We start from the raw sequence: 19,631 nt of genomic DNA, 5'->3' as shown, positions 1-19,631 counted from the left end.
CTTTTAATTTTTTTGTGATTTTGCGCCGTAATCCTTTGAAACACAAGTCTAAGCCTTGGTTTTGTCTCATAGAAGGTGCTCTGTGTTAACAAGATCTCGGTACTCTCTCCATCATATTGATAATCTTTATACAAACCGATGACAAGCTGAGATCCCAGTGACCAAAATACTGCCTAACCTAATGACGCCCTTCGTTTTATTCTCTTTGCTACTGGGAGCAGCAGGGCTGACCGCAACACACTTTTTGGCAGTGCAATTTCAAGAAAAAATCGTCACTCAACAACTCAACGAAGCGGCCAATAAAGCGAATCTACAAATCGATTCTGAGTTGGATAAATTCAAGCAGATCCCCGATCTGCTCAGCCACGATCCGCGCTTGCTCTCTTACTTCGACACATCACCACAAGCAGACAAGATCTCCGCAGCGCAGCTCAATAACTTGTTGTTCGAATGGTCCGGACAAAGCCAAGCCGACACCATCTATATCCATGACCCGAGCGGCACTGTCGTTGCTTCAAGTAACTATCAAAAGCCACGAACCTTTGTTGGCGAAAACTTCTCGTTTCGTCCCTATTTTGCTTCTGCAATTAAAGGCAATAAGACACAATATGTCGCGCTAGGTGCTCGCTCAGACGTACGAGGTTATTTTCTGTCTTCACCTCTGAATATCGACAAGGAAATTGTCGGGGTTATTACGGTAAAAGTGAGCTTGGAAAACCTCGAAAACATCCTGACCAGCGACGATTTTGAGATCGTAGTACTCGATTCGAACCAAGTGGTATTTCTTTCAAGCCAAGCACCTTGGCTTTATCATTCCTTGTTGCCATTAACTGAGCAGCAACAAACCGATATCGCAATTCAACGCCAATACGGTCAGAGCGAAATTTCGATCATTGACGCTTTTCGCTCTTCAAACTCTCAGTCTGAAGCTAACCACGCCAGTCAATCTGACACAAATCGATCTAGCAACCTTCAATCAAATGAAATCCGAAAAGAACTCACCGCCAACCAGTTATTCAAGCTTGGGGCTTTTAATCTGTACCCCGCAACCATCAGCAACAACCAATATCAAGTGGTGGCTTTGAAAGAGACCAAAGCTGAGTTGCTTAAGGTGATGCAAATCGACATCACCTTTGTTGTTATTTATAGCTTAGTAGTGCTGATTGCTTGGTCATGGCGCCAAACCTACGTAGCGAAAGTGGCGTTGACCCGACTCAACCAAAACCTGGAACAAACGGTAGATAAGCGCACTCAGTATCTAAAGCAATCGAATCAGCAGCTTCAACAAACCATCTTTCAGTACCAAGAGTCTCAGTTGAAGTTGAAACAAACAGAACAAGAGCTAACCCAAACCGCCAAATTAGCCGTTCTGGGCGAGCTGTCAGCCAGCATTAACCATGAAATCAACCAACCGCTTGCCGCACTCAGAACCTACAGCGAGAACAGCTTAAAACTGCTTGAGATGGATCGAACCGATTTGGTGAAAAGTAACCTAGGTAAAATGATCGCGTTAAACACCTCGATTACCGAGATCATCGCCCGCCTCAAAGTATTCACTCGTAAGGTGACTAAACAAGAACATCATGTGGCGAACCTGCATCAAGCGATCAACAACGCCACCAGTATTCTCAGCGCACTGATGATCAAGCAAGGCATCACGCTCAGATTAAGCACGGTACCGGATGACATTAATATCGCGATTCACCCGACCGAGCTCGAACAAGTGCTAGTGAATCTGATTCACAACGCGACTCAAGCACTTCAGCAGCAAGCCATCGATCAGCAATCTCTGTATCTTCAACAAAACTCGCTCCTACAAACAACAGTTCAACAAGCAGCAGCCCAACAGGCTATCCCACAGATAGGCGTTGAGTGGCAACTGCATGAAGACATGTGTCAGGTGATCATTTGGGACAACGGAATTGGTATGCCTGCCGACAAGCTTGAACAACTTTTTGACCCATTTTTCACTACCAAGCCAGAAGGCTTAGGGCTTGGACTCTCTATATCGAAGCGGATTGTTGAAGCCTATCACAGCTCGATCAGTGCAACCCTGTTGGAGCCGACAGGCATGGTATTCTCGCTTAATATTCCGTTATACAAAGTTAACGACTAACGCAGCGTTGATATTGTTAACGAGAAAACGAATTTCACATTACTTCTAATCCAACATACTGCTAAGGAACCGGCTTTTGCACTCTATGCCCAAACTCTATTTTGTCGACGATGAACCCGCTATCCGAGACTCGGTAGAACAAGCCATGCTGATTGAAGGCATCGACATTGTCTGCTTCCCTAATGCCGTTGAGGCGCTCAAGCAGATAGACGTCGCACAAGCAGGCATCGTGATTACCGACATCCACATGCCAGTCATGGACGGCATTCAATTTACCCAGAAGTTGCTGAGCCAGAATCCTAACTTTCAAATCATCGTGCTGACTGGGCATGGCGACGTGCAAACTGCGGTGTCCGCGATGAAGGCTGGCGCCTATGATTTTCTGGAAAAGCCGTTTGTGGTCGATGCCCTATTAACGGCAGTCAAAAAAGCGGCCGACAAGCTCGCATTGGTAGAAGAGAACAACCTATTAAGAAAAGAGTTAGCGATGCAGAATCAGGTTGGTCCCAAATTAATTGGTCAATCTCCATCGATGCAGACATTACGCCGTGAACTAATCACATTAGATTGCAAACAAAACCCACTGCTGTTGTTTGTTGGCGATATCGGAACGGGAAAACGAATCACCGCCCAGTACACGCACGATCTGCATAGCCACTCAACCGCAGAGCTTTGCCCTATCGCGGCATTCAATTTACCCCGTAGTGACCAAGCGACGTTTGATCAATTTGTTCTGCAGTTACTCCACAAACATCAGGGTGGAACGCTCTATATCCATGAAACAGAAGCATTAACTTCGCAGCAATGGTTATGGTTAACCGCTCTAAAACCCACTCTACTTCGTGAAAACTCATGCAAGACCAATGCAACTTGTATCATTATCGCAACTACAGTAGTTCCTACTACAATTACAGGTGAACTGCGCCGTTTTAATTTACTACCCTTGGCGCGAAGAACGGAAGATATTGGCTCTTTGTTCAAACATTTTGCTCGTGGTGCAGCAAGTCGATATCAGTTGCCACCGCCAGTTATCACAGAGAAAGAGATTCAACGGCTGATCACTACTCATTGGAGCGAAAACATTCGCCAGCTTCGTCAACATGCCGAACTCAGAGTGCTGACGCAAGTGAAACAACCGTCACTCGACAACGATGAACATGAGCAAAACGACGAAAATCAACTTGATGTAAGCATTGAAGAGCAACAACAGTCATTAAGCCAGCGCACCGATAGCTTTGAGCAGATTATCTTGATCGAGGCACTACACCGCCATCAAGGGCGCTTAAAAGAAGTACAGCAAGAGCTGCAAGTGTCGCGAAAAACGCTCTATGACAAGCTAAGAAAACATCAACTCGACAAAACGGATTTCAAAAATTGATAGGATCTAAAAAATATATAAATTCAAAGATTTAAAGGAGCAAAATCTTAACATTTATCAAAAGTAAGAATACACTCAATAGGCTTGCACTTTTATTTAGCAAACAAGGACTGTTATGAGCCAGAAGAATTTCAGCAAATTGAACGAAACCGAACTAGAGTACGTCGACGATAAAACCGCGGCGTTGCTCCTCAATACGCCTACTAGTGCGCGGATTATGTTGTGGGTGATCGTTCTGTTTTTTATTGCTGCTATTGGGTGGTCCGCTTGGGCTGAAATAGACAAAGTCACCGTTGGCCAAGGCAAGGTCATCCCCTCTTCCCAAATCCAAGTGGTGCAAAACCTTGAGGGTGGCCTAGTTAAAGAGATCTTAGTAAAAGAAGGTCAACAGGTTCAAAAAGGCCAGCAACTACTTTTGATCGATGACACTCGATTCCGTTCAGACTTCCGTGAGCGTGAACAACAGGTCGCAAACTTAACCGCCAACGTGTTAATGCTCTCTGCTTCATTAACCAGTGTGGTTATCAACGAAGATTTCTCTGAAAAAGAGTGGAAGAAAAGTGTCACTCTCGATTACGGTAAGCTTGCCTTCCCACCTAAGTTTTACGAGCTTCAACCTCAACTGGTTAATCGTCAAAAAGCAGAATACCGCCAAGATCTTAACAACCTAAAAAACCAACTTTCCGTTTTTGATCAACAAGTTGAACAGAAACAACAAGACCTTGTCGAAATTAAAGCACGTGTCCGCAACCTAAAACAGAGCTACCAGTTTGCTCGCCAAGAACTGGATATCACCAAGCCCCTTGCCGATGAAGGTGTGGTACCACGCATTGAATTACTTAAGCTCCAAAGACAAGTAAACGACACTCGCCGAGAAATGACCTCAAGCGAACTCAAAGTCCCTCTCCTACGTTCAGCCATCAAAGAATCCATGCTCAGCCGTATTGATGCGGCGTTGAACTTCCGATCAGAACAACAAGAAAAACTCAATCAAGCACAAGACAAGCTCTCAGCACTAACCGAATCAGCTGTTGGCCTAGAAGACAGAGTAAATCGTACTGTCGTGGTTTCTCCCGTAACCGGAACCGTTAAAACGCTTGGCATTAATACCGTAGGTGGCGTTATCCAACCGGGTATGGACATCGTAGAGATAGTACCGACTGAAGATTCTCTATTGGTCGAAGCGAAAATCGCTCCTCAAGACATTGCCTTCCTACGCCCAGAACTGACAGCCATCGTTAAATTCAGTGCTTACGACTTCACCAAATACGGTGGTCTAGAAGGCGTGTTAGAGCACATCAGCGCCGATACAACCCAAGATGAAGAAGGCAACAGCTTCTACATCGTGCGAGTACGCACCGAAAAACACAATTTTGGTAAAAACGAAGAACTGCCAATCATTCCGGGAATGACAGCCTCTGTCGACATCATCACGGGTAAAAGAACCGTGCTTGAATACATGTTGAAGCCAATATTAAGCGCTCAAAACAACGCACTAAAAGAGTAAGGACGTTTGATGTTTAACAACGCCTTTCAATACGCAGCAAACAGACAAGAGCAGAGGCTATGAAGTCTCGGATTTCGCTATTGCTGCTGGTCCTCACCTCTTTTACCTCTGTGGCGCTCAACAAGAGCGATCAACGATGGATAGATGCGGTCACCAAAACCTACGGTGACAGAGCCGGAAAACGAGTGGCGACATGGCGCTCAAACATGACGTCTTACGACGGATTGAGTGAGAAAGAGAAACTCAGGTCAGTAAACCAGTTCTTCAACCAGATGTACTTTGTCGACGACACCATTTTGTGGGGAAAGAACGACTACTGGGCAACACCACTGGAGTTTTTGGGCAGTAATGCCGGCGACTGTGAAGACTTCACTATCGCAAAATACTTCTCTTTACTCGAGCTTGGCGTCCCAGATAAGAAATTACGATTAGTGTACGTAAAAGCACTTGAGTTAAACCAATTCCACATGGTGTTGGCGTACTACTCAACACCCAGTGCAGAGCCACTAATTTTGGACAACTTAAACCCTGAGATAAAACGCGGTTCCAAACGCCCAGACCTACGACCAATTTACAGTTTCAACGGTAAAAACCTTTGGTTAATCAAGTCAGCGGCAGGCAGCGGTAAGCTAGCAGGGAAATCTTCAAGATTGAGCTTATGGAACGACTTACGTTCACGTGAGCGCTCTCTAAAATTAAACAAACCCATTATCAATTACGATGAGTAGGTACAATGACTTTATATAAACAGCTTGTGGTCGGGATGGTTGCGGTGTTCATACTACTGATGACGTCAGTTTTTATGATCGAATTCAATACCACCCGTGGATACTTAGAGGAGCAGCAGCGCTCTGAGGTAAGTAATACCATTAATACTGTTGGACTGGCTCTCGCCCCTTACCTCGAAGAAAAGGACAAGGTGGCGGTGGAGTCTGTTATCAACGCCCTGTTTGATGGCAGTTCTTATTCCGTCGTTCGATTGATTTTCCTAGACAGCGGCGAGGATATTCTCCGCTCATACCCTGTTAAATCAACAGGCGTACCACAGTGGTTTACCAACCTTAATCTGTTTGAGCCCGTTCATGACCGCCGTGTGATCACCAGTGGTTGGATGCAACTAGCAGAGGTTGAGATCGTCAGTCACCCGGGTCCGGCTTATGATCAACTTTGGCAAGCATTTACACGTCTACTGACCATATTTGGATCGATCTTCCTACTGGGTTTGGTGTCGATTTCATGGATCCTCAAGCGAGCACTGCGCCCGTTATCATTGATCATTACCAAAATGGATCAAATCGCGAAGAATCAATTTGGTGAACCTCTGGTTCGTCCGAAAACAAAAGATCTGATCTTAGTGGTCGATGGTATCAACCACATGTCGACTCAAGTGGAATTGGCGTTTAAGAACCAAGCGAAGGAAGCTCAGAAGCTGCGTGAAAGAGCGTATATCGACCCTGTGTCTCAGCTAGGTAACCGCGCTTACTACATGTCTCAATTAACTCAGTGGTTAGAAGAATCGAGCTTAGGTGGTCTAGCTGTACTGAAAGCGGAATTTATTGGCGAAGAATACGATGAAAAAGGCTATCAAGAAGGTGATGCCTTAGTTCACCAATTGGCAGAACAATTACAGGCTTCTATCTCATCGCCAGACATCACTATTGCACGTATCTCTAGCGATGAATTTGGTTTCATCATGCCAAACATTGACGAAAGCGAACTTAAACTTGTTGCTAGCAGCATCGTAAATTGCATTCAAAGCCTAGGTTCAGATCCAACAGGTATGGCGAACCCACACATTGCACTGGGTGTGACCTACAGCAACAAGCGTAAAACCAGTACCGAAATCATGTCACTGGTGGATAACGCACTTTCAAGCGCTAAGGCGAACCGTGAGCTTGCTTACGGCTACGTAACCGCTGACGACCACGGCGCGGTAATGGGTAAACAGCAATGGCGTATGTTGGTTGAAGAAGCGATCATCAACGACCTAGTCACCTTCCGTCTGCAAGCTGCAAACAACGCCTTCGGTAAAACGTACCACCAAGAGGTGTTCTCTGCGATTGAGAAAGACGGTATCCGTTACGGTGCTAACCAATATCTATACGCACTAGAACAGCTTGAAATGAGCCATATTCTCGACCAATACGTTATCGAGAAGATGATTGAAAAGCTTAATGCGAATGAAGTCACTAGCCCAATTGCTATCAACATCTCACCAAGCAGTATTTCTCAGCCAAGCTTCATCCGTTGGATTGGCAAAACACTTGAGCAAAACGCCTCTGTCGCTCACCTGCTGCATTTTGAGGTCCCAGAGAACTGTTTCATCAACGTTCCGCACTACACGGCACTATTGTGTAACACCATTCGCAACGCTGAAGCGGTGTTTGGTGTCGACAACTACGGACGTAACTTCCAATCACTGGATTATATCAACGAGTACCGCCCAAGCTATGTGAAACTGGATTACCTATTCACACATAACCTTGATGACGAAAAACAGAAATTTACCCTAACGTCGATCTCACGAACGGCTCATAACCTTGGCGTAACGACCATCGCGTCTCGAATAGAAACTCAAACTCAGCTAGATATCCTATCTGATAACTACGTAGAAGTGTTCCAAGGCTTCATTGTTGATAAATAGTTGTAAGGGTTATATCGCATGCAAGATCCACTATTGAACTCACTGATCTACGTTAGCCGGTATTACGGGTTAGCTAACTCGCCCGAAGCGTTGATCAATGGGTTGCCACTAACTGATGGAAAGCTAACCCCTTTCCTATTCCCACGCTCAGCCGAGCGTGCAGGACTAGTAGCAAAAGAAAACCGTTCCGATTTAGATAACATTCCACACCTGATTCTGCCTGCGGTTTTACTGCTAAAACAAGGTGAGGCATGTGTTCTCAACAGTATCGATTTAGAAAAACAAGAAGCGGAAATCATTACGGCTGAAAGCGGAATGGTACCAATCATCATTCCAATGGACGAATTGAAAGAGCAGTTCATCGGCCGCTACTTCTTAGTAAAGAAACAATTCCGTTACGACGAACGCTCACCTGAGGTTCTCAAAACTCGTAAAGGACACTGGTTTTGGAGCACGATTTGGGAATCTAAAAACATCTATCGTGATGTGTTGATCGCCTCTATTCTGATCAATACCTTTGCCATTGCCGCACCAATGTTCACACGCTTGGTGTACGACAAAGTCGTTCCTAATCTAGCATTTGAAACATTGTGGGTGCTGGCAAGTGGTATCTTTGTAGTGTTCCTGTTCGACCTGCTGTTAAAGCTGATGCGAAGCTACTTCATTGATGTTGCAGGTAAGAAGTCCGATATCCTGATCTCCTCGAAACTGTTCAGCAAGGTGTTGGGCATTCGTATGGAAGCCAAACCAGCTTCGGTCGGTGCTTTCGCTAAAAACCTGCAAGAGTTCGAATCCATTCGTGAATTCTTTACCTCGGCAACCATTGGCTCACTCATCGACTTACCCTTCGCGCTCATGTTCTTGGCTTTAATTTGGTTAATGGCTGGCAACTTGGTGTTTGTTCCCGTGGCTGGCGTGGTCGTATTGATTGTCTACGCACTATTAATCCAAGGCCCACTGCGTCGTACCATCGAGGAAGGCTCTCGTCTTGCTTCTCAAAAGTACGCTAACTTGATTGAGAGTTTGGCTGGCTTAGAGACAGTTAAGCTTTTCAGTGCGCAAAGCCAATTCCAATTCCGTTGGGAAGAAGCCGTTGCTCACATGGCGAACTGGAATATCAAAAGTCGCCGCATTACCGACAGCATCCAAAATACGGCAGGCTTTGTTCAGCAAAGTACCAACGTGGGTATGATCATTTTTGGTGTGTACTTAATTGCGGAAGGTGAACTGACGATGGGTGGCTTGATCGCTGCGACCATGTTGAGTGGCCGAGCGATTGGTCCTCTTGTTCAGCTTTCGCTGCTTTCGACTCGTTACAACCAAGCAAAATCATCGATGACTTTGATTGAGCAAGTGATGTCGATGCCGGATGAACAGGAAGAAGGTAAACGCTACATTCACCGCCCTATTATCCAAGGTCATATCTCACTCGACAAAGTGACGTTCCACTATCCGGATTCTCCAGTCGCTTCTATCAGAGATTTAACCCTGCATATTAGACCTGGTGAGAAAGTGGCGATCATTGGACGTATCGGTTCAGGTAAAACCACACTAGAACGCTTGATTATGGGCCTGTACAAGCCCACAGAGGGCCATGTGCGTATAGATGACACCGACATGGAACAACTTCACCATGTCGACGTACGACGCAATATAGGCTGTGTACCGCAAGACAGTAATCTGTTCTACGGTTCGGTAAGAGACAACATCACTCTTGGTCGTCCTTTAGTGGATGATCGTGATGTGATGGATGCAGCTAACCGTGCTGGCGTTACTGCATTTACTCAACAAGATCCTGCGGGCTTAGAGCGTCAAGTCGGTGAAGGCGGTGCGTTACTTTCTGGTGGTCAGCGTCAGTCGATTGCAATTGCCAGAGCCTTCTTAGGCCGTCCGCCAGTGTTGTTAATGGATGAACCGACCAGTGCTATGGATAACCGCTCAGAGATGCACATCAAGCACCAGCTTAACCAGTTGCTTCCAAGCGAGACGTTAATTCTGATCACACACAAAACGTCGATGCTTGATATTGTCGACCGAGTGATCGTAATGGAGAAAGGCTGCATTATTGCCGACGGTCCGAAAGCGCAAGTTCTGTCAGACCTCAAACAAGGCAAAGTAAGAGCGGTTAGCTAACTCAAAACGTTAGATAAAAACAGCCAATATTATAAAAAACAAAAAGGGGGAGCATCAGCTCCCCCTTTTTTTATTTGTCAGTCTTGGCACTTAGACCATGCATCGCTTCATCTTATGAAGATAGGCTACAAAGCAATGTCTTCTTGTTCCATCTTAAACGAACATTGAATCTCATATTGGTTGAATGAGAAAACGCTCCCACCGTGGGTACGCTTGGTTGTTACTGTTTCATCACCAAACTGAATCGTCACTCGGGTATACACTTTTTCGTGCGCTTCAACGGTGCATTCGGCGAGGTTGGTTTCAAATTCCGCTTCTAGCGTATCCAATTGTGATTTGGTGTTTTCAATCGCTTGATTGTTCTTTTCTCGTTGTTGTTCTATTTCCAACGCTTGCTCTTCGCTTCTCTCAGCTTTTGGTCGTTTCTTAAATTCGAGTTCTTGGCGAATCACATCCATAGTTTGTTCTTGGGTGTGTTTATAGGTTTCCTTTAATTCAGCGATTTTCTGTCGGTATCCATCGTAACGAGCAAAACCATGAACCTTAGTTGCCGTGTCTCCCTCTACGCCTAAGAACACACATTCGACCTTTCCACCGACTTTGGCTTCGCCACCACTGAGCGTGCCATGCTTCTTCATGGTATCCATTACGACAAGATTGTTTCCACAGCGAATGTCGTTACTCATGCTGTGCACGCCAAGTCGAATGTCACCGGCGGTTTGCAACTCTGCATTCTGAGCGTAGCTCGCGGTGATGGAACCTTTGCTGAATACCTTACAGCTTTTCGCTTCGCCCTCTTTGGTGGTGTGGCCGATAATACCTTTCGCGACTTTGATATCTCCTTGAGCCTGAACTTCAGCCGATTCAATAAAACCACCCACCGTAATACTGCCAGTCGCTTTCACAATCATTCCCGGTTCAATGTTGCCAGAGACAAACACATTACCTTTGAATTTGACGTGTCCGGTGGATACATCGACATTACTTACACACAAGGCGTCATCGACTTCAATGGTGCGATCTTTGATGATGGGTAAACCGGGATAAGAGGCGAGTAATAAGTTAGGGTCATCAGGAGAAATGTAGGTGCCCTTACCAGGCTTGATTAAACTGTCTTGTCCAGGAAGAGGCGGGATAATTCGACCTTGAACGGTAAAGCCAGCAATACCTTTAGTCGCGGGAGTGCGTTTCATTAACTGGTCGTTTTGACCAACGGTAATGGTTTCTCCCAAGTCTCGCATATCAATCTTGCCTTCGTCTTTACTGCGAGGTTTCAAAACTTGTCGAGTAATGTCTTCAACCAAGGCCGCGAACTTTGCGTCTTTACCTTTTACGGGTTGTGTTCCCTTGGCGACGGGCTGCGTAAACTTTTCTCCGGGCTTAAGTTTGCTACTCATCATCAATACTTTTCTGAGTGCTAACTTATTAATGCCTTTCGTGATGTGAGCTTGTGCTAAACAATGAATGATGTCGCTACCACGTAGTGGGTGTCCATTATATGGACCAGTGACGACTAGACTTGCTAGCATCTCATCATCAGTTAATTCGACCGCGACACTGGCATTGCGAACTTCTGCAATCAAGATTCCTTCATAAGCTTCCCCCTTGCCCTCTTTTGCAAGAGTCACAAAACGCAGCACCTCATCTTCAAAAAGAAAATAGTTAGATGCGTTCAAAGCTTCTAAAGCTGGTGGCAGAGTCTTATTGTCAAAGCTTGTGTCGACCACAAACCCCGACGGCAGACATGCCATCACCTGTTGCTTATCTTCCGACAGTGTAACGATGTTATCCCACATTCGAATTGAGTATCCCTAATGACTCAGTTGTTATTCAGTCTATATAATTCATTCTGCGCTTAGTATCACATTATTAGAATAATCAGCGTCACATCACTTACTTTCGATTCTGCAAACATGACTCATAAATAAGACTTAACTATTTTATGATCCGCTTCACCTTTACAAATATAAAGGTGAACAGTTTCAGTATTTCCCATGCGAGAGAACGTTGAACAGGTGTGATAGCAATATGATAAAAACGAATTGGTTTAGAAGATTAAGGGCTGTTTTTAAGAGAACGAACTAGAAATGGTGGGGCGACAATGAAAGCGATGATGAAGGTAAAACTGGATTTGGATGTGGAGTTTCAGTTTACAGTGTAAATCGAACATTCTAATTTACACTGTAAATCTAATTAGTGCTGAAAACGAGTTGGGAAACCAAACTACCTATTTACAGTGTAAATTTGATAATAGGAAATCGACGTCTTGACGGAATTGAATCTCGGCTTGTTTTCGCCCAACAAGATTAAACTGTTCGACACAAGTCCCCCACTCTTTCTGCTGTACAACTTTCGCGACAAGTAAGTCTGAAACAGCGAAACCTGTATCGGTTATAGCGTCAGATTCAGCTATGTGAACTTGACGACCATTACTCTGCAAAATCAAATTCAAGACATTGAAACCAATGCTGTCGTAACTATTACCACCATCGACATAATTCCTGATGAGTTGGATTTCAGACTCAGCCATAGATTCCACTTGCGTTGGCAATAATGAGCGCACCATATCAACTTCGAGAGAAGCCAAAGAACCAGAAACGACAAAACAGAAACTACGCTCAAAGTGACGTTGCAATTGGCTAATCCAACTTTGCGAGTTTTGGTTAAGCGACTTAACCATCAACACTGAATGACAACCGCTTGCCTGATCTCGCTGGTGGCCAATATGAACAGGCACAAATTCACTATCTCGCCAGAAAGAAATCAAATCACTGGTCGCGCCGAAGCTCGTCGCAAAATAATCAACTTGCTCTGTTTGTACAGCTCGCTCAGATAACTGCTCTAACATCCAACGGCCAATACCCAAACCTTGATGACGCGTCGAGACAGCAATGCGCATCACTCGAAGACAGCGGCTAGTTGCAGCTTCAACAGGACCAAGTTGGTTAGCTAACAGAACTGGTGCAAGGTGACCTTGTGGACGACGTTTTCCAACTTGAACTTGTGCAATCAACTCTTTATCTAAACCGCCCTCCTCCGTCACCAACATACAACCAAGACACTCTTCTTGCCGCCAAGCGGCAAATAAATGAATAGCTGGGTTATTGAGGAACTGCATTAGATCATTAGGAGACGTCTGATAATGAGCATCGACTAAAAGAGAAAAACATTGTTGGAGTTTTTGAGGGTTAACCAAGCTGTCTGCTTTTGACAACTCGACTAAGCTAAGTTGCTTGAGTGTACCATCAGAAAGCTCGTCCGACTCATCAACCGCAGATTCGCTCGGGCACGCATCTTCACCAAGCAGGAAGCAATCAAATAGCCAACGCTCTAGTGGGTCGTTGTTATTCCAACGGATAGGTTGTTCAAGCTTGTAGCCTTTCCATCCAGGGCGATGCTCAGAGAGCCAAGCTTCAAACTTAATTCCAAACCCTCGTCCACTGCCTTCGTAACCATGAACTGTGGTTGAAAAAACCATACGATGATAACTACCGACCATAGATTTAAGCATTGGGATTGGAATCGCAGCGGCTTCATCAACCAACAACAGATCACAATCGGGCTTAGATTTTAGTAACTCATCTGGCGCGACAAACCTTAAACTTCCACCTTGATAACCAATGTGAGTCGCGTTAATGACTTCACACCCATCGAGTCGCTGTAACGCATGAGAAAATACGGGCTCAATAGCTTTAACAAAAGGAGCAGTAATAATAATGTTTAAGCCCTCTCGCTCTGCCAAAAGCTGCGCGGCTGCAATACCCAGAGTTGAGCTTTTACCTCGACCTCGGTCTGCTTTCAGAATCAATGGACGCTTTCGATGTCCAGTAACAACTTTCTTAACTAACTCAACCGCTGCTTTTTGCTGTTCAAATCGGTCAGTCGAATAATCGTCATTAAGCTTTTGAGGAAGCGAATTAACCGCTTCAATCACGCCCGCCTGTTCGTCACTTTGCGAAACAGAAAGCAGCTTATCAAAATGTCGCTTTAACCAAGATTGACCAAAGCATTTACTATCTTCAGAGTCATCAACTTTTGGCGGTAACACCAACAACAAGCCGCCACCGACTAACGAACCCAATGCTGCACTAAAACCATTCGCATCGAATTGCTCTCTAAAATCACACACAAGAACTTGGCATTCACGACCAAGAAGTTGTTGGCCTTTTTTTACTGGTGCATGAATCGCGCCCTCAAACGGAGTGCCGCCGATCTGGAAAACGGTTTGAGAATCTGCATCTTGAAGAAAGGTTATAACAGCGGAGTTTTGCCAATCGAAATCGCCATCAAAGACAACGCCATAACGGTGGTCGTTATGCTGAGCGATATAAGAAAGTGTGTTTAGAAAAGTGTTGGTTGGGTTTGTCATAGTTTGTGTCCAGATTCGTCTAAACACAGTTTATCACAGCCAAATAAAAAGGTTCATCGCGGATGAGCGGGAACTAAAAACAAAAAAACGGTAGTAAGTGATATGGTTTAGTCGCCAAACAAAAATCATACACAAACTACCGTTTTCATGCCGAATCATACTTTCCTATCTTCATTCTGGGAAGGCTTTAAAATAGTAAAGTCTCACCAGACAGCATCACTTGTTACACTAACTCTTAAACCTAATTCTGAGGCTAAATGCCTTTGCGGTCTTGAAGCTGAGGCTATCCATGAGTATCAATGGCGTCATGTGAAAGAGGCCATGTTGTTCAATGTTCCTGTTGAGCTTTCCGTTCAAACTCGAAGGATCAAGTGTCGTGACTGCGGCATAAAAACAGAGTTTCTATCTTGGTTAGAGCCTTATGCTCGTATAACGACGCGTCTAAAAGCTATATAGAACAACTACTGCCTCTTCTTCCCATTAAGCATATCTCCCAGTTAACGAGCGTTCATTGGCACACCATTAAAGAGATAGATAAACGTCGACTTCGCCAAGTGGTACCGTCAGTGAAATGGGAAGGGCTAAGGCAACTCGTCATGGACGAGTTCGCCATCTTTAAAGGGCACCGATATGCCACAGTCATCGCTGATGCTAAGACTCACCAAGTCATTTGGATAGGGTTAGGTCGTAGCCGCAAGGACATACGACCGTTTTTCGAGCAGTTAGGCAAGCATGGTAACAATATCGAAGCGGTCGCAATGGACATGAATACGGCTTTTGACCTTGAAGTTCAAGCGCACTGCCCGAATGCAAAAATCGTTTACGACTTATTCCATGTTGTTGCTAGGTTCGGTCGTGAGGTGATGGATAGAGTCAGAGTCGACCAAGCTAACAAACTCAAGCAGGATAAAAAGCGAGGCAATGGGTGAAGCGCTCACGCTGGGTACTGCTGAAAAACAGAGGTAATTTAAATGCACGACAAGATAGCTATCTTACTGAAATATTGAATATCAATAAGGACTTGATGGCCACTTATATACTCGGCTCACAACTCAAAGAGCTTTGGTACTGTAAATCAGAAGCACATGCTAAGGGGCTCTGGGAGGTATGGTGGGCACAAGTGCAAGAGAGTGGAATTAAGCCATTGAAAGAGTTTGCACGAAAACTGAGGCCTTATCTTCACGGTATTATTGCATCGGCAACTTATCCGCTCAACACCTGCACATTGGAAGGGATAAACAACAAAATAAAGTTAATCAAGCGAATGGGGTATGGATATCGAGATACAGACTACTTCTTCTTGAAGATAAAAGCGGCTTTCCCCGGAAAGCCGCGATGAACCAATAAAAAGCCGCATGGTGAACTGACCCCCAATAGTTGGACACCAATTATTGGGGGTCTTTTTATGTCCAAATATAGCCGAGAGCTAAAATGTATCATTGCTAAGCAATACTTAGATGGCACGTCATCTCTCTACTTAGCCAAACAATATTCAATTTCGTCAAGACAGGTTCGGTATTGGGCTCAAGTGTTTGCCATCCACGGCACTGCTTCATTTTTACCAACTAAGCATGCTGCTACTGCTCAGACAAAACGAAAAGCATTGAATTTAATGTGGACGAATGAATGGTCTCTCACGCACACTAGCGCTGTATTAAACCTCTCATCCCCTGGGATACTCTCTGTCTGGCTCAAACGATTTAATGAGCTCGGTATCAAGGGGCTCAAAATGCGCCAGAAAGGAAGACCCTCAATGAAACAGCAACCTCAACGTACCACTAAGCCTGATAATGAAATGACACTTGAGGAGCTAAAAGAGGAGTTGGTCTACTTACGAACCGAGAATGCCGTTCTAAAAAAGTTGGAAGAGTTGGAGCAGGAAAAAAACCGTCGAACAAATAAAAAGCGGTCATAGCTCTAACTCTTAAAGGCCAGTACCCGTTGAAGCACTTACTGCACACTCTACAGCTGGCAAAAAGTGTCTTTTATTATCAGGCTCAAACAAGCAAGCGCCCAAATAGCTACGAACGTGAGCTGCAGTTGATAAAGTCAATTTATCATGAACATAAGGGCCGATATGGCTACCGCCGTATTCACTTGGAATTAAAAAATCAGGGGTTCGTGCTCAATCACAAAACGGTTCAAAGGCTTATGGCTCAGCTCAACCTTAAATCGACGGTCAGGATTAAAAAGTATCGTTCATACCGAGGTAAGTCTGGAACAACAGCTCCTAACGTGCTTGAAAGAGATTTTAGTGCGACTCAACCCGATGAAAAATGGGTAACTGATGTCACGGAGTTCAAAGTCAAAGAGCAGAAAGTATACTTGTCTCCCGTTGTCGACTTGTTTACTCAGGAAGTGGTTGCTTATAGAGTGGCCAAAAATGCTTGTTTGCCGCTTGTCACGGATATGCTGACGGAGGCTATATCTACGCTTAAACCCAACTCAAAGCCAATTATACATAGCGATCAAGGTTGGCAATATCGTCATCGACACTATCAGAAAAAGGTAGCGGAGAGTGGGTTAACGCAAAGCATGTCGAGAAAAGGTAACTGCTTGGATAATGCTGTTGCTGAAAACTTTTTTGCTTTACTCAAAACAGAGATGTATCACAACCAAAGCTTTGAAGATGCAGATGCTCTGATAGAGCAAATTAAAGAATACATCGAGTACTACAATACCAAACGTATAAAAGTGAAACTAAAAGGCCTGACTCCGATGGAATATCGAACTCAGGCCTTGAAAGCCGCTTAACAGAAATGTCCAACTTTACGGGGTCACTTCATAAAGCGGCTTTAGAGTAGTAAGGGAAAGTTGTCGATCTAGTCGAGCTTCGATTGTACGAAGGCCAGGATTTCTTCCATGGTCGCATCATCAACTTTCTTAAGATTCAACGCCAAGTTTGAACCTTTGCGGCTGTATGAAGCACGACCTTTAATTAGCTCAACTTTTGGAGACGCTTTCTTAGCTGGCGCAGGTGCCAGTTCAAGAATCCAACCTTCTAGGGTTTCAGTCACGTCTTTGGTCAAACGAGTCACACCTTGAGCTTCACTACGCTGCCATACAAAACCTTCTGAAGCATCACACTTAGTCAGTAGTGTTTGTTGTTGTTCGCTCGTTAGGCCACCAAATTGTTTGTGTAGCTTAACAATCGTTGGACGACCAAGGTCGCTCACATTTGGGTAAGCTTGTAGCAATTCAAGTGGCAAAGCAGCCGCTTTCAATGCGCCACTCACCAAAGCTTCGCTGCACTGGAACATTTTCGCGAGTGCTTTTTGATCTTCAGCTTCGCCTTTATCTAGCTTCGCTTGCATCTCTTTGCCCTTCTCATACAGAGAAAGTGGTTTGTGAGCGTTTGCAACATCAGATAAGAATTTAGCATGGTCGCCGTTAATATTCTCAGCAACATAGATAAGGAACTCTTTGTCGGCCAAAATACATGACATACGACGACGGCTACCATCAAGAACTTCAATCTTGCCATCTTTGTTTTTACGACCAACCGCTGGGTATTGCTGGCCGCGTTCTTTTAACGTCGTCAGTACGTCAGAAAGCGCGTGTTCATTTAGGAAAGATTGCTCACGCGCATTCTCTTCAAAAACAACCGTTCGAGTCGACACTTCAGAAGCAGGAATTCGAACCAATTCAAATGAAACCAGCTCTTCGCCCGCAACTGAAAGTTCAATCACTTGAGCCTGTTCTTTAGCAGCAGTTTGCGCTTCTTGAGGCGTTGCTACGCGACGTTTGTTTGCTTTACCAAATAGCTTTGCATTTAAGTCAGATGTTTTAATTGCCATTCTTGTTATCCCTGATTAAGTGAAGGCCAGTTGCTGTGTAATACACGCTCTAATTCTAGAGCACTTTTTTGTACTGCGTCTTGAGCGACAGCCAGAGTTTTCTTACCACCTTCGAAGTCGCTAACCGTGAGGTCGAAAACCGTGCTGTAAGTATCGGCACAGGTTTCAAAAGCACGACTTCTTGGAATCGTCGCCATCATCACTTGGTCATTCAGTAGGTAGTTCATTTCAGTGAGAACCGAAACCTGCTTCTTGTTGTCATCTTCAAACATGGTTGGCATAAGGCGAACAAACTCAAGCCCTTTCCAATCGTCCGGGAACATCTCGTACACGGTTGGTAAGTGTTGGAAGAAGTTAACTGTTGAAGCCCAGTCCAAACGCTTTGCAGCACATGGAATCAGAAGAGCGTTCGACGCGTACATTGCATTCCACACTAGAGGGTCTACGTGCGGGCCGGTATCAATCATAATCACATCAAAGTCATCAGCAATTTTGTCGATAAGCTTCTCTTTAAGAAGACGAACGATATCAAGTGACTGATCTTGAGAGAGGCTTTGCCACGCTTCAGCGTTAAACATCGCATCTTCTGGGAATGCAGAAATTGTCTTTAGGTTTGGATACTGAGTTGGCAAGAGTACGTTTTTGCGAAGAAACTCTAGGTCAATATCTTGGCCTTCAGGCACGTTGTCCAACATGATATCGACGGCAGAATAAATACTGTCGTGCTCTGCACCACTGATTTGTGGGTTTAAGAACAGACGTAATGAACCTTGTGGATCCAAGTCAATCAGACAGATACGGTAGCGCTTGTCTAAATTCAGAGACAAACAAGCCGCTAGGTGAACCGCCGTCATTGATTTACCTGTACCACCCTTCTGGTTTTGTACGTTGATAATCCAAGGTTTGTTGTCTGCGTGCTGTTTGCGTTGGTGGAACTTTGGCACTTCCGCCGCGTCCATCAGCATGTGAGCTTCAGTCAATGAAATCGAGTAATGATTGGCGTTGTTCTTTGTAAACTGGTGACCATCCGCTTCAAGCTTGGTAATTGCCTCATCCAATTTTCGACGAGTTAAGCCTGAACGAGTCTCCATCATAGCTTTAGACATTGGAGGGAAATGTTCATCACTTCGCTCTTCCAAAATAATCTCAATTCGGTCAGCCTGAACTTGTTGAGTTTGTTCGGCCAGCTGATAGAGCTTATCAATCGTTTGTTCTCTTTTCATTGCCAGTTTCCGTAATGATTAACTAAGTACAAATTGTACAGCGATTAACAACAAACACAACAAAAACATGAACATACATTTATGAGTAAAATCACATAAAATAGACTGTATTTTTACAGTTTGATGAAACAACGACTAAGACAAACACAAAAAGTGACCGTTTTTATCATGCATAACCATGTTATTTCTGGCTTACATTTTAAATGTTACAGCATCACTTATTTACAATGTAAATGCAATTTCAGCAAAAAACCTTCGGAACGATTGAAATACAAGCATAGATTACGGTTCGTGTGATTTGCATTAGAAATTGTGAGCTTTTCAACCAAGAAATAATAGAAAACCCAAAATAGCATCGCAAATACAAAACCACGACAAGATGAAGCGTCACTAGATAAAAGAGAGTTGAACCTCACACGGAAGAATGATCATGGAATACATCAGGCGTAAGAGAATTGATAAGG

Annotated in this window: 12 protein-coding genes and 1 pseudogene; 9 read left to right on the top strand and 4 right to left on the bottom strand. The window is 44.5% G+C overall.

Translation table 11 applies throughout. The features are described from left to right. Nucleotides 1-157: 157 nt before the first annotated feature. The 6 genes from ITG10_RS18855 (at nucleotide 158) to ITG10_RS18830 (ending at nucleotide 9,778) form a co-directional block, all read left to right on the top strand. Nucleotides 158-2,116 carry an ATP-binding protein gene (locus ITG10_RS18855; RefSeq protein ID WP_248387068.1) on the top strand — a complete coding sequence of 653 codons (1,959 nt, stop codon included), beginning with the start codon at nucleotides 158-160 and terminating at the stop codon, nucleotides 2,114-2,116. Between the two features lie 85 nt (nucleotides 2,117-2,201). Then, a complete protein-coding gene (locus ITG10_RS18850) occupies nucleotides 2,202-3,494 on the top strand; it encodes a response regulator (RefSeq protein ID WP_017630402.1) in 1,293 nt (430 codons plus the stop codon). Nucleotides 3,495-3,609: 115 nt separating this feature from the next. After that, a complete protein-coding gene (locus ITG10_RS18845) occupies nucleotides 3,610-5,001 on the top strand; it encodes an HlyD family type I secretion periplasmic adaptor subunit (RefSeq protein ID WP_132761657.1) in 1,392 nt (463 codons plus the stop codon). A gap of 59 nt (nucleotides 5,002-5,060) precedes the next feature. Next, nucleotides 5,061-5,729 (top strand): transglutaminase-like cysteine peptidase, encoded by a 669-nt coding sequence (locus tag ITG10_RS18840; protein ID WP_017629972.1) that lies wholly within the window; start codon nucleotides 5,061-5,063, stop codon nucleotides 5,727-5,729. Between the two features lie 5 nt (nucleotides 5,730-5,734). After that, entirely contained in the window at nucleotides 5,735-7,645 is a 1,911-nt protein-coding gene (locus ITG10_RS18835; protein ID WP_248387067.1) for a LapD/MoxY N-terminal periplasmic domain-containing protein, read from the top strand. An 18-nt stretch (nucleotides 7,646-7,663) separates the two neighbouring features. Beyond that, nucleotides 7,664-9,778 (top strand): type I secretion system permease/ATPase, encoded by a 2,115-nt coding sequence (locus ITG10_RS18830; RefSeq protein ID WP_017629971.1) that lies wholly within the window; start codon nucleotides 7,664-7,666, stop codon nucleotides 9,776-9,778. Nucleotides 9,779-9,903: 125 nt separating this feature from the next. Here ITG10_RS18830 and ITG10_RS18825 read toward each other — a convergent pair whose 3' ends face one another. Next, nucleotides 9,904-11,574 carry a FapA family protein gene (locus ITG10_RS18825; RefSeq protein ID WP_017629970.1) on the bottom strand — a complete coding sequence of 557 codons (1,671 nt, stop codon included), beginning with the start codon at nucleotides 11,572-11,574 and terminating at the stop codon, nucleotides 9,904-9,906. A 431-nt stretch (nucleotides 11,575-12,005) separates the two neighbouring features. Next, on the bottom strand, nucleotides 12,006-14,147 hold the full coding sequence (locus tag ITG10_RS18820) for a GNAT family N-acetyltransferase (RefSeq protein ID WP_017629969.1): 2,142 nt from the start codon (nucleotides 14,145-14,147) through the stop codon (nucleotides 12,006-12,008). Between the two features lie 147 nt (nucleotides 14,148-14,294). On the opposite strand from ITG10_RS18820, the pseudogene ITG10_RS18815 reads away from it, so the two are divergent. The 3 genes and pseudogenes from ITG10_RS18815 (at nucleotide 14,295) to ITG10_RS18805 (ending at nucleotide 16,901) form a co-directional block, all read left to right on the top strand. Further along, nucleotides 14,295-15,486: pseudogene (locus ITG10_RS18815) on the top strand (ISL3 family transposase). 66 nt (nucleotides 15,487-15,552) lie between these two features. Continuing rightward, nucleotides 15,553-16,062 carry a helix-turn-helix domain-containing protein gene (locus tag ITG10_RS18810; RefSeq protein WP_248387066.1) on the top strand — a complete coding sequence of 170 codons (510 nt, stop codon included), beginning with the start codon at nucleotides 15,553-15,555 and terminating at the stop codon, nucleotides 16,060-16,062. A 26-nt stretch (nucleotides 16,063-16,088) separates the two neighbouring features. Further along, entirely contained in the window at nucleotides 16,089-16,901 is an 813-nt protein-coding gene (locus tag ITG10_RS18805; protein WP_248387065.1) for an IS3 family transposase, read from the top strand. Nucleotides 16,902-16,969: 68 nt separating this feature from the next. Here the strand turns inward: ITG10_RS18805 and ITG10_RS18800 are convergent, their stop codons facing one another. Together ITG10_RS18800 and ITG10_RS18795 are read right to left on the bottom strand one after the other, a co-directional pair. Continuing rightward, a complete protein-coding gene (locus ITG10_RS18800) occupies nucleotides 16,970-17,944 on the bottom strand; it encodes a ParB/RepB/Spo0J family partition protein (protein ID WP_017630955.1) in 975 nt (324 codons plus the stop codon). 5 nt (nucleotides 17,945-17,949) lie between these two features. Beyond that, nucleotides 17,950-19,167: a ParA family protein gene (locus ITG10_RS18795; protein WP_017630956.1), complete on the bottom strand. Its 1,218-nt coding sequence runs from the start codon at nucleotides 19,165-19,167 to the stop codon at nucleotides 17,950-17,952. Nucleotides 19,168-19,631 lie beyond the last annotated feature (464 nt).

The organism is Vibrio sp. ED004, assembly GCF_023206395.1.
Classification (GTDB): Bacteria; Pseudomonadota; Gammaproteobacteria; order Enterobacterales; family Vibrionaceae; genus Vibrio.
Note: the sequence above shows the minus strand (reverse complement) of the source record. Positions and strands in the feature narration are given on the sequence as shown.

What these genes read in the sequence shown, in the direction of transcription:
- ITG10_RS18820 (WP_017629969.1), bottom strand. Translation starts at nt 14,147, where the DNA reads ATGACAAACCCAACCAACACTTTTCTAAACACACTTTCTTATATCGCT.
- ITG10_RS18825 (WP_017629970.1), bottom strand. Translation starts at nt 11,574, where the DNA reads ATGTGGGATAACATCGTTACACTGTCGGAAGATAAGCAACAGGTGATG.
- ITG10_RS18795 (WP_017630956.1), bottom strand. Translation starts at nt 19,167, where the DNA reads ATGAAAAGAGAACAAACGATTGATAAGCTCTATCAGCTGGCCGAACAA.
- ITG10_RS18810 (WP_248387066.1), top strand. Translation starts at nt 15,553, where the DNA reads ATGTCCAAATATAGCCGAGAGCTAAAATGTATCATTGCTAAGCAATAC.
- ITG10_RS18835 (WP_248387067.1), top strand. Translation starts at nt 5,735, where the DNA reads ATGACTTTATATAAACAGCTTGTGGTCGGGATGGTTGCGGTGTTCATA.
- ITG10_RS18830 (WP_017629971.1), top strand. Translation starts at nt 7,664, where the DNA reads ATGCAAGATCCACTATTGAACTCACTGATCTACGTTAGCCGGTATTAC.
- ITG10_RS18800 (WP_017630955.1), bottom strand. Translation starts at nt 17,944, where the DNA reads ATGGCAATTAAAACATCTGACTTAAATGCAAAGCTATTTGGTAAAGCA.
- ITG10_RS18845 (WP_132761657.1), top strand. Translation starts at nt 3,610, where the DNA reads ATGAGCCAGAAGAATTTCAGCAAATTGAACGAAACCGAACTAGAGTAC.
- ITG10_RS18850 (WP_017630402.1), top strand. Translation starts at nt 2,202, where the DNA reads ATGCCCAAACTCTATTTTGTCGACGATGAACCCGCTATCCGAGACTCG.
- ITG10_RS18840 (WP_017629972.1), top strand. Translation starts at nt 5,061, where the DNA reads ATGAAGTCTCGGATTTCGCTATTGCTGCTGGTCCTCACCTCTTTTACC.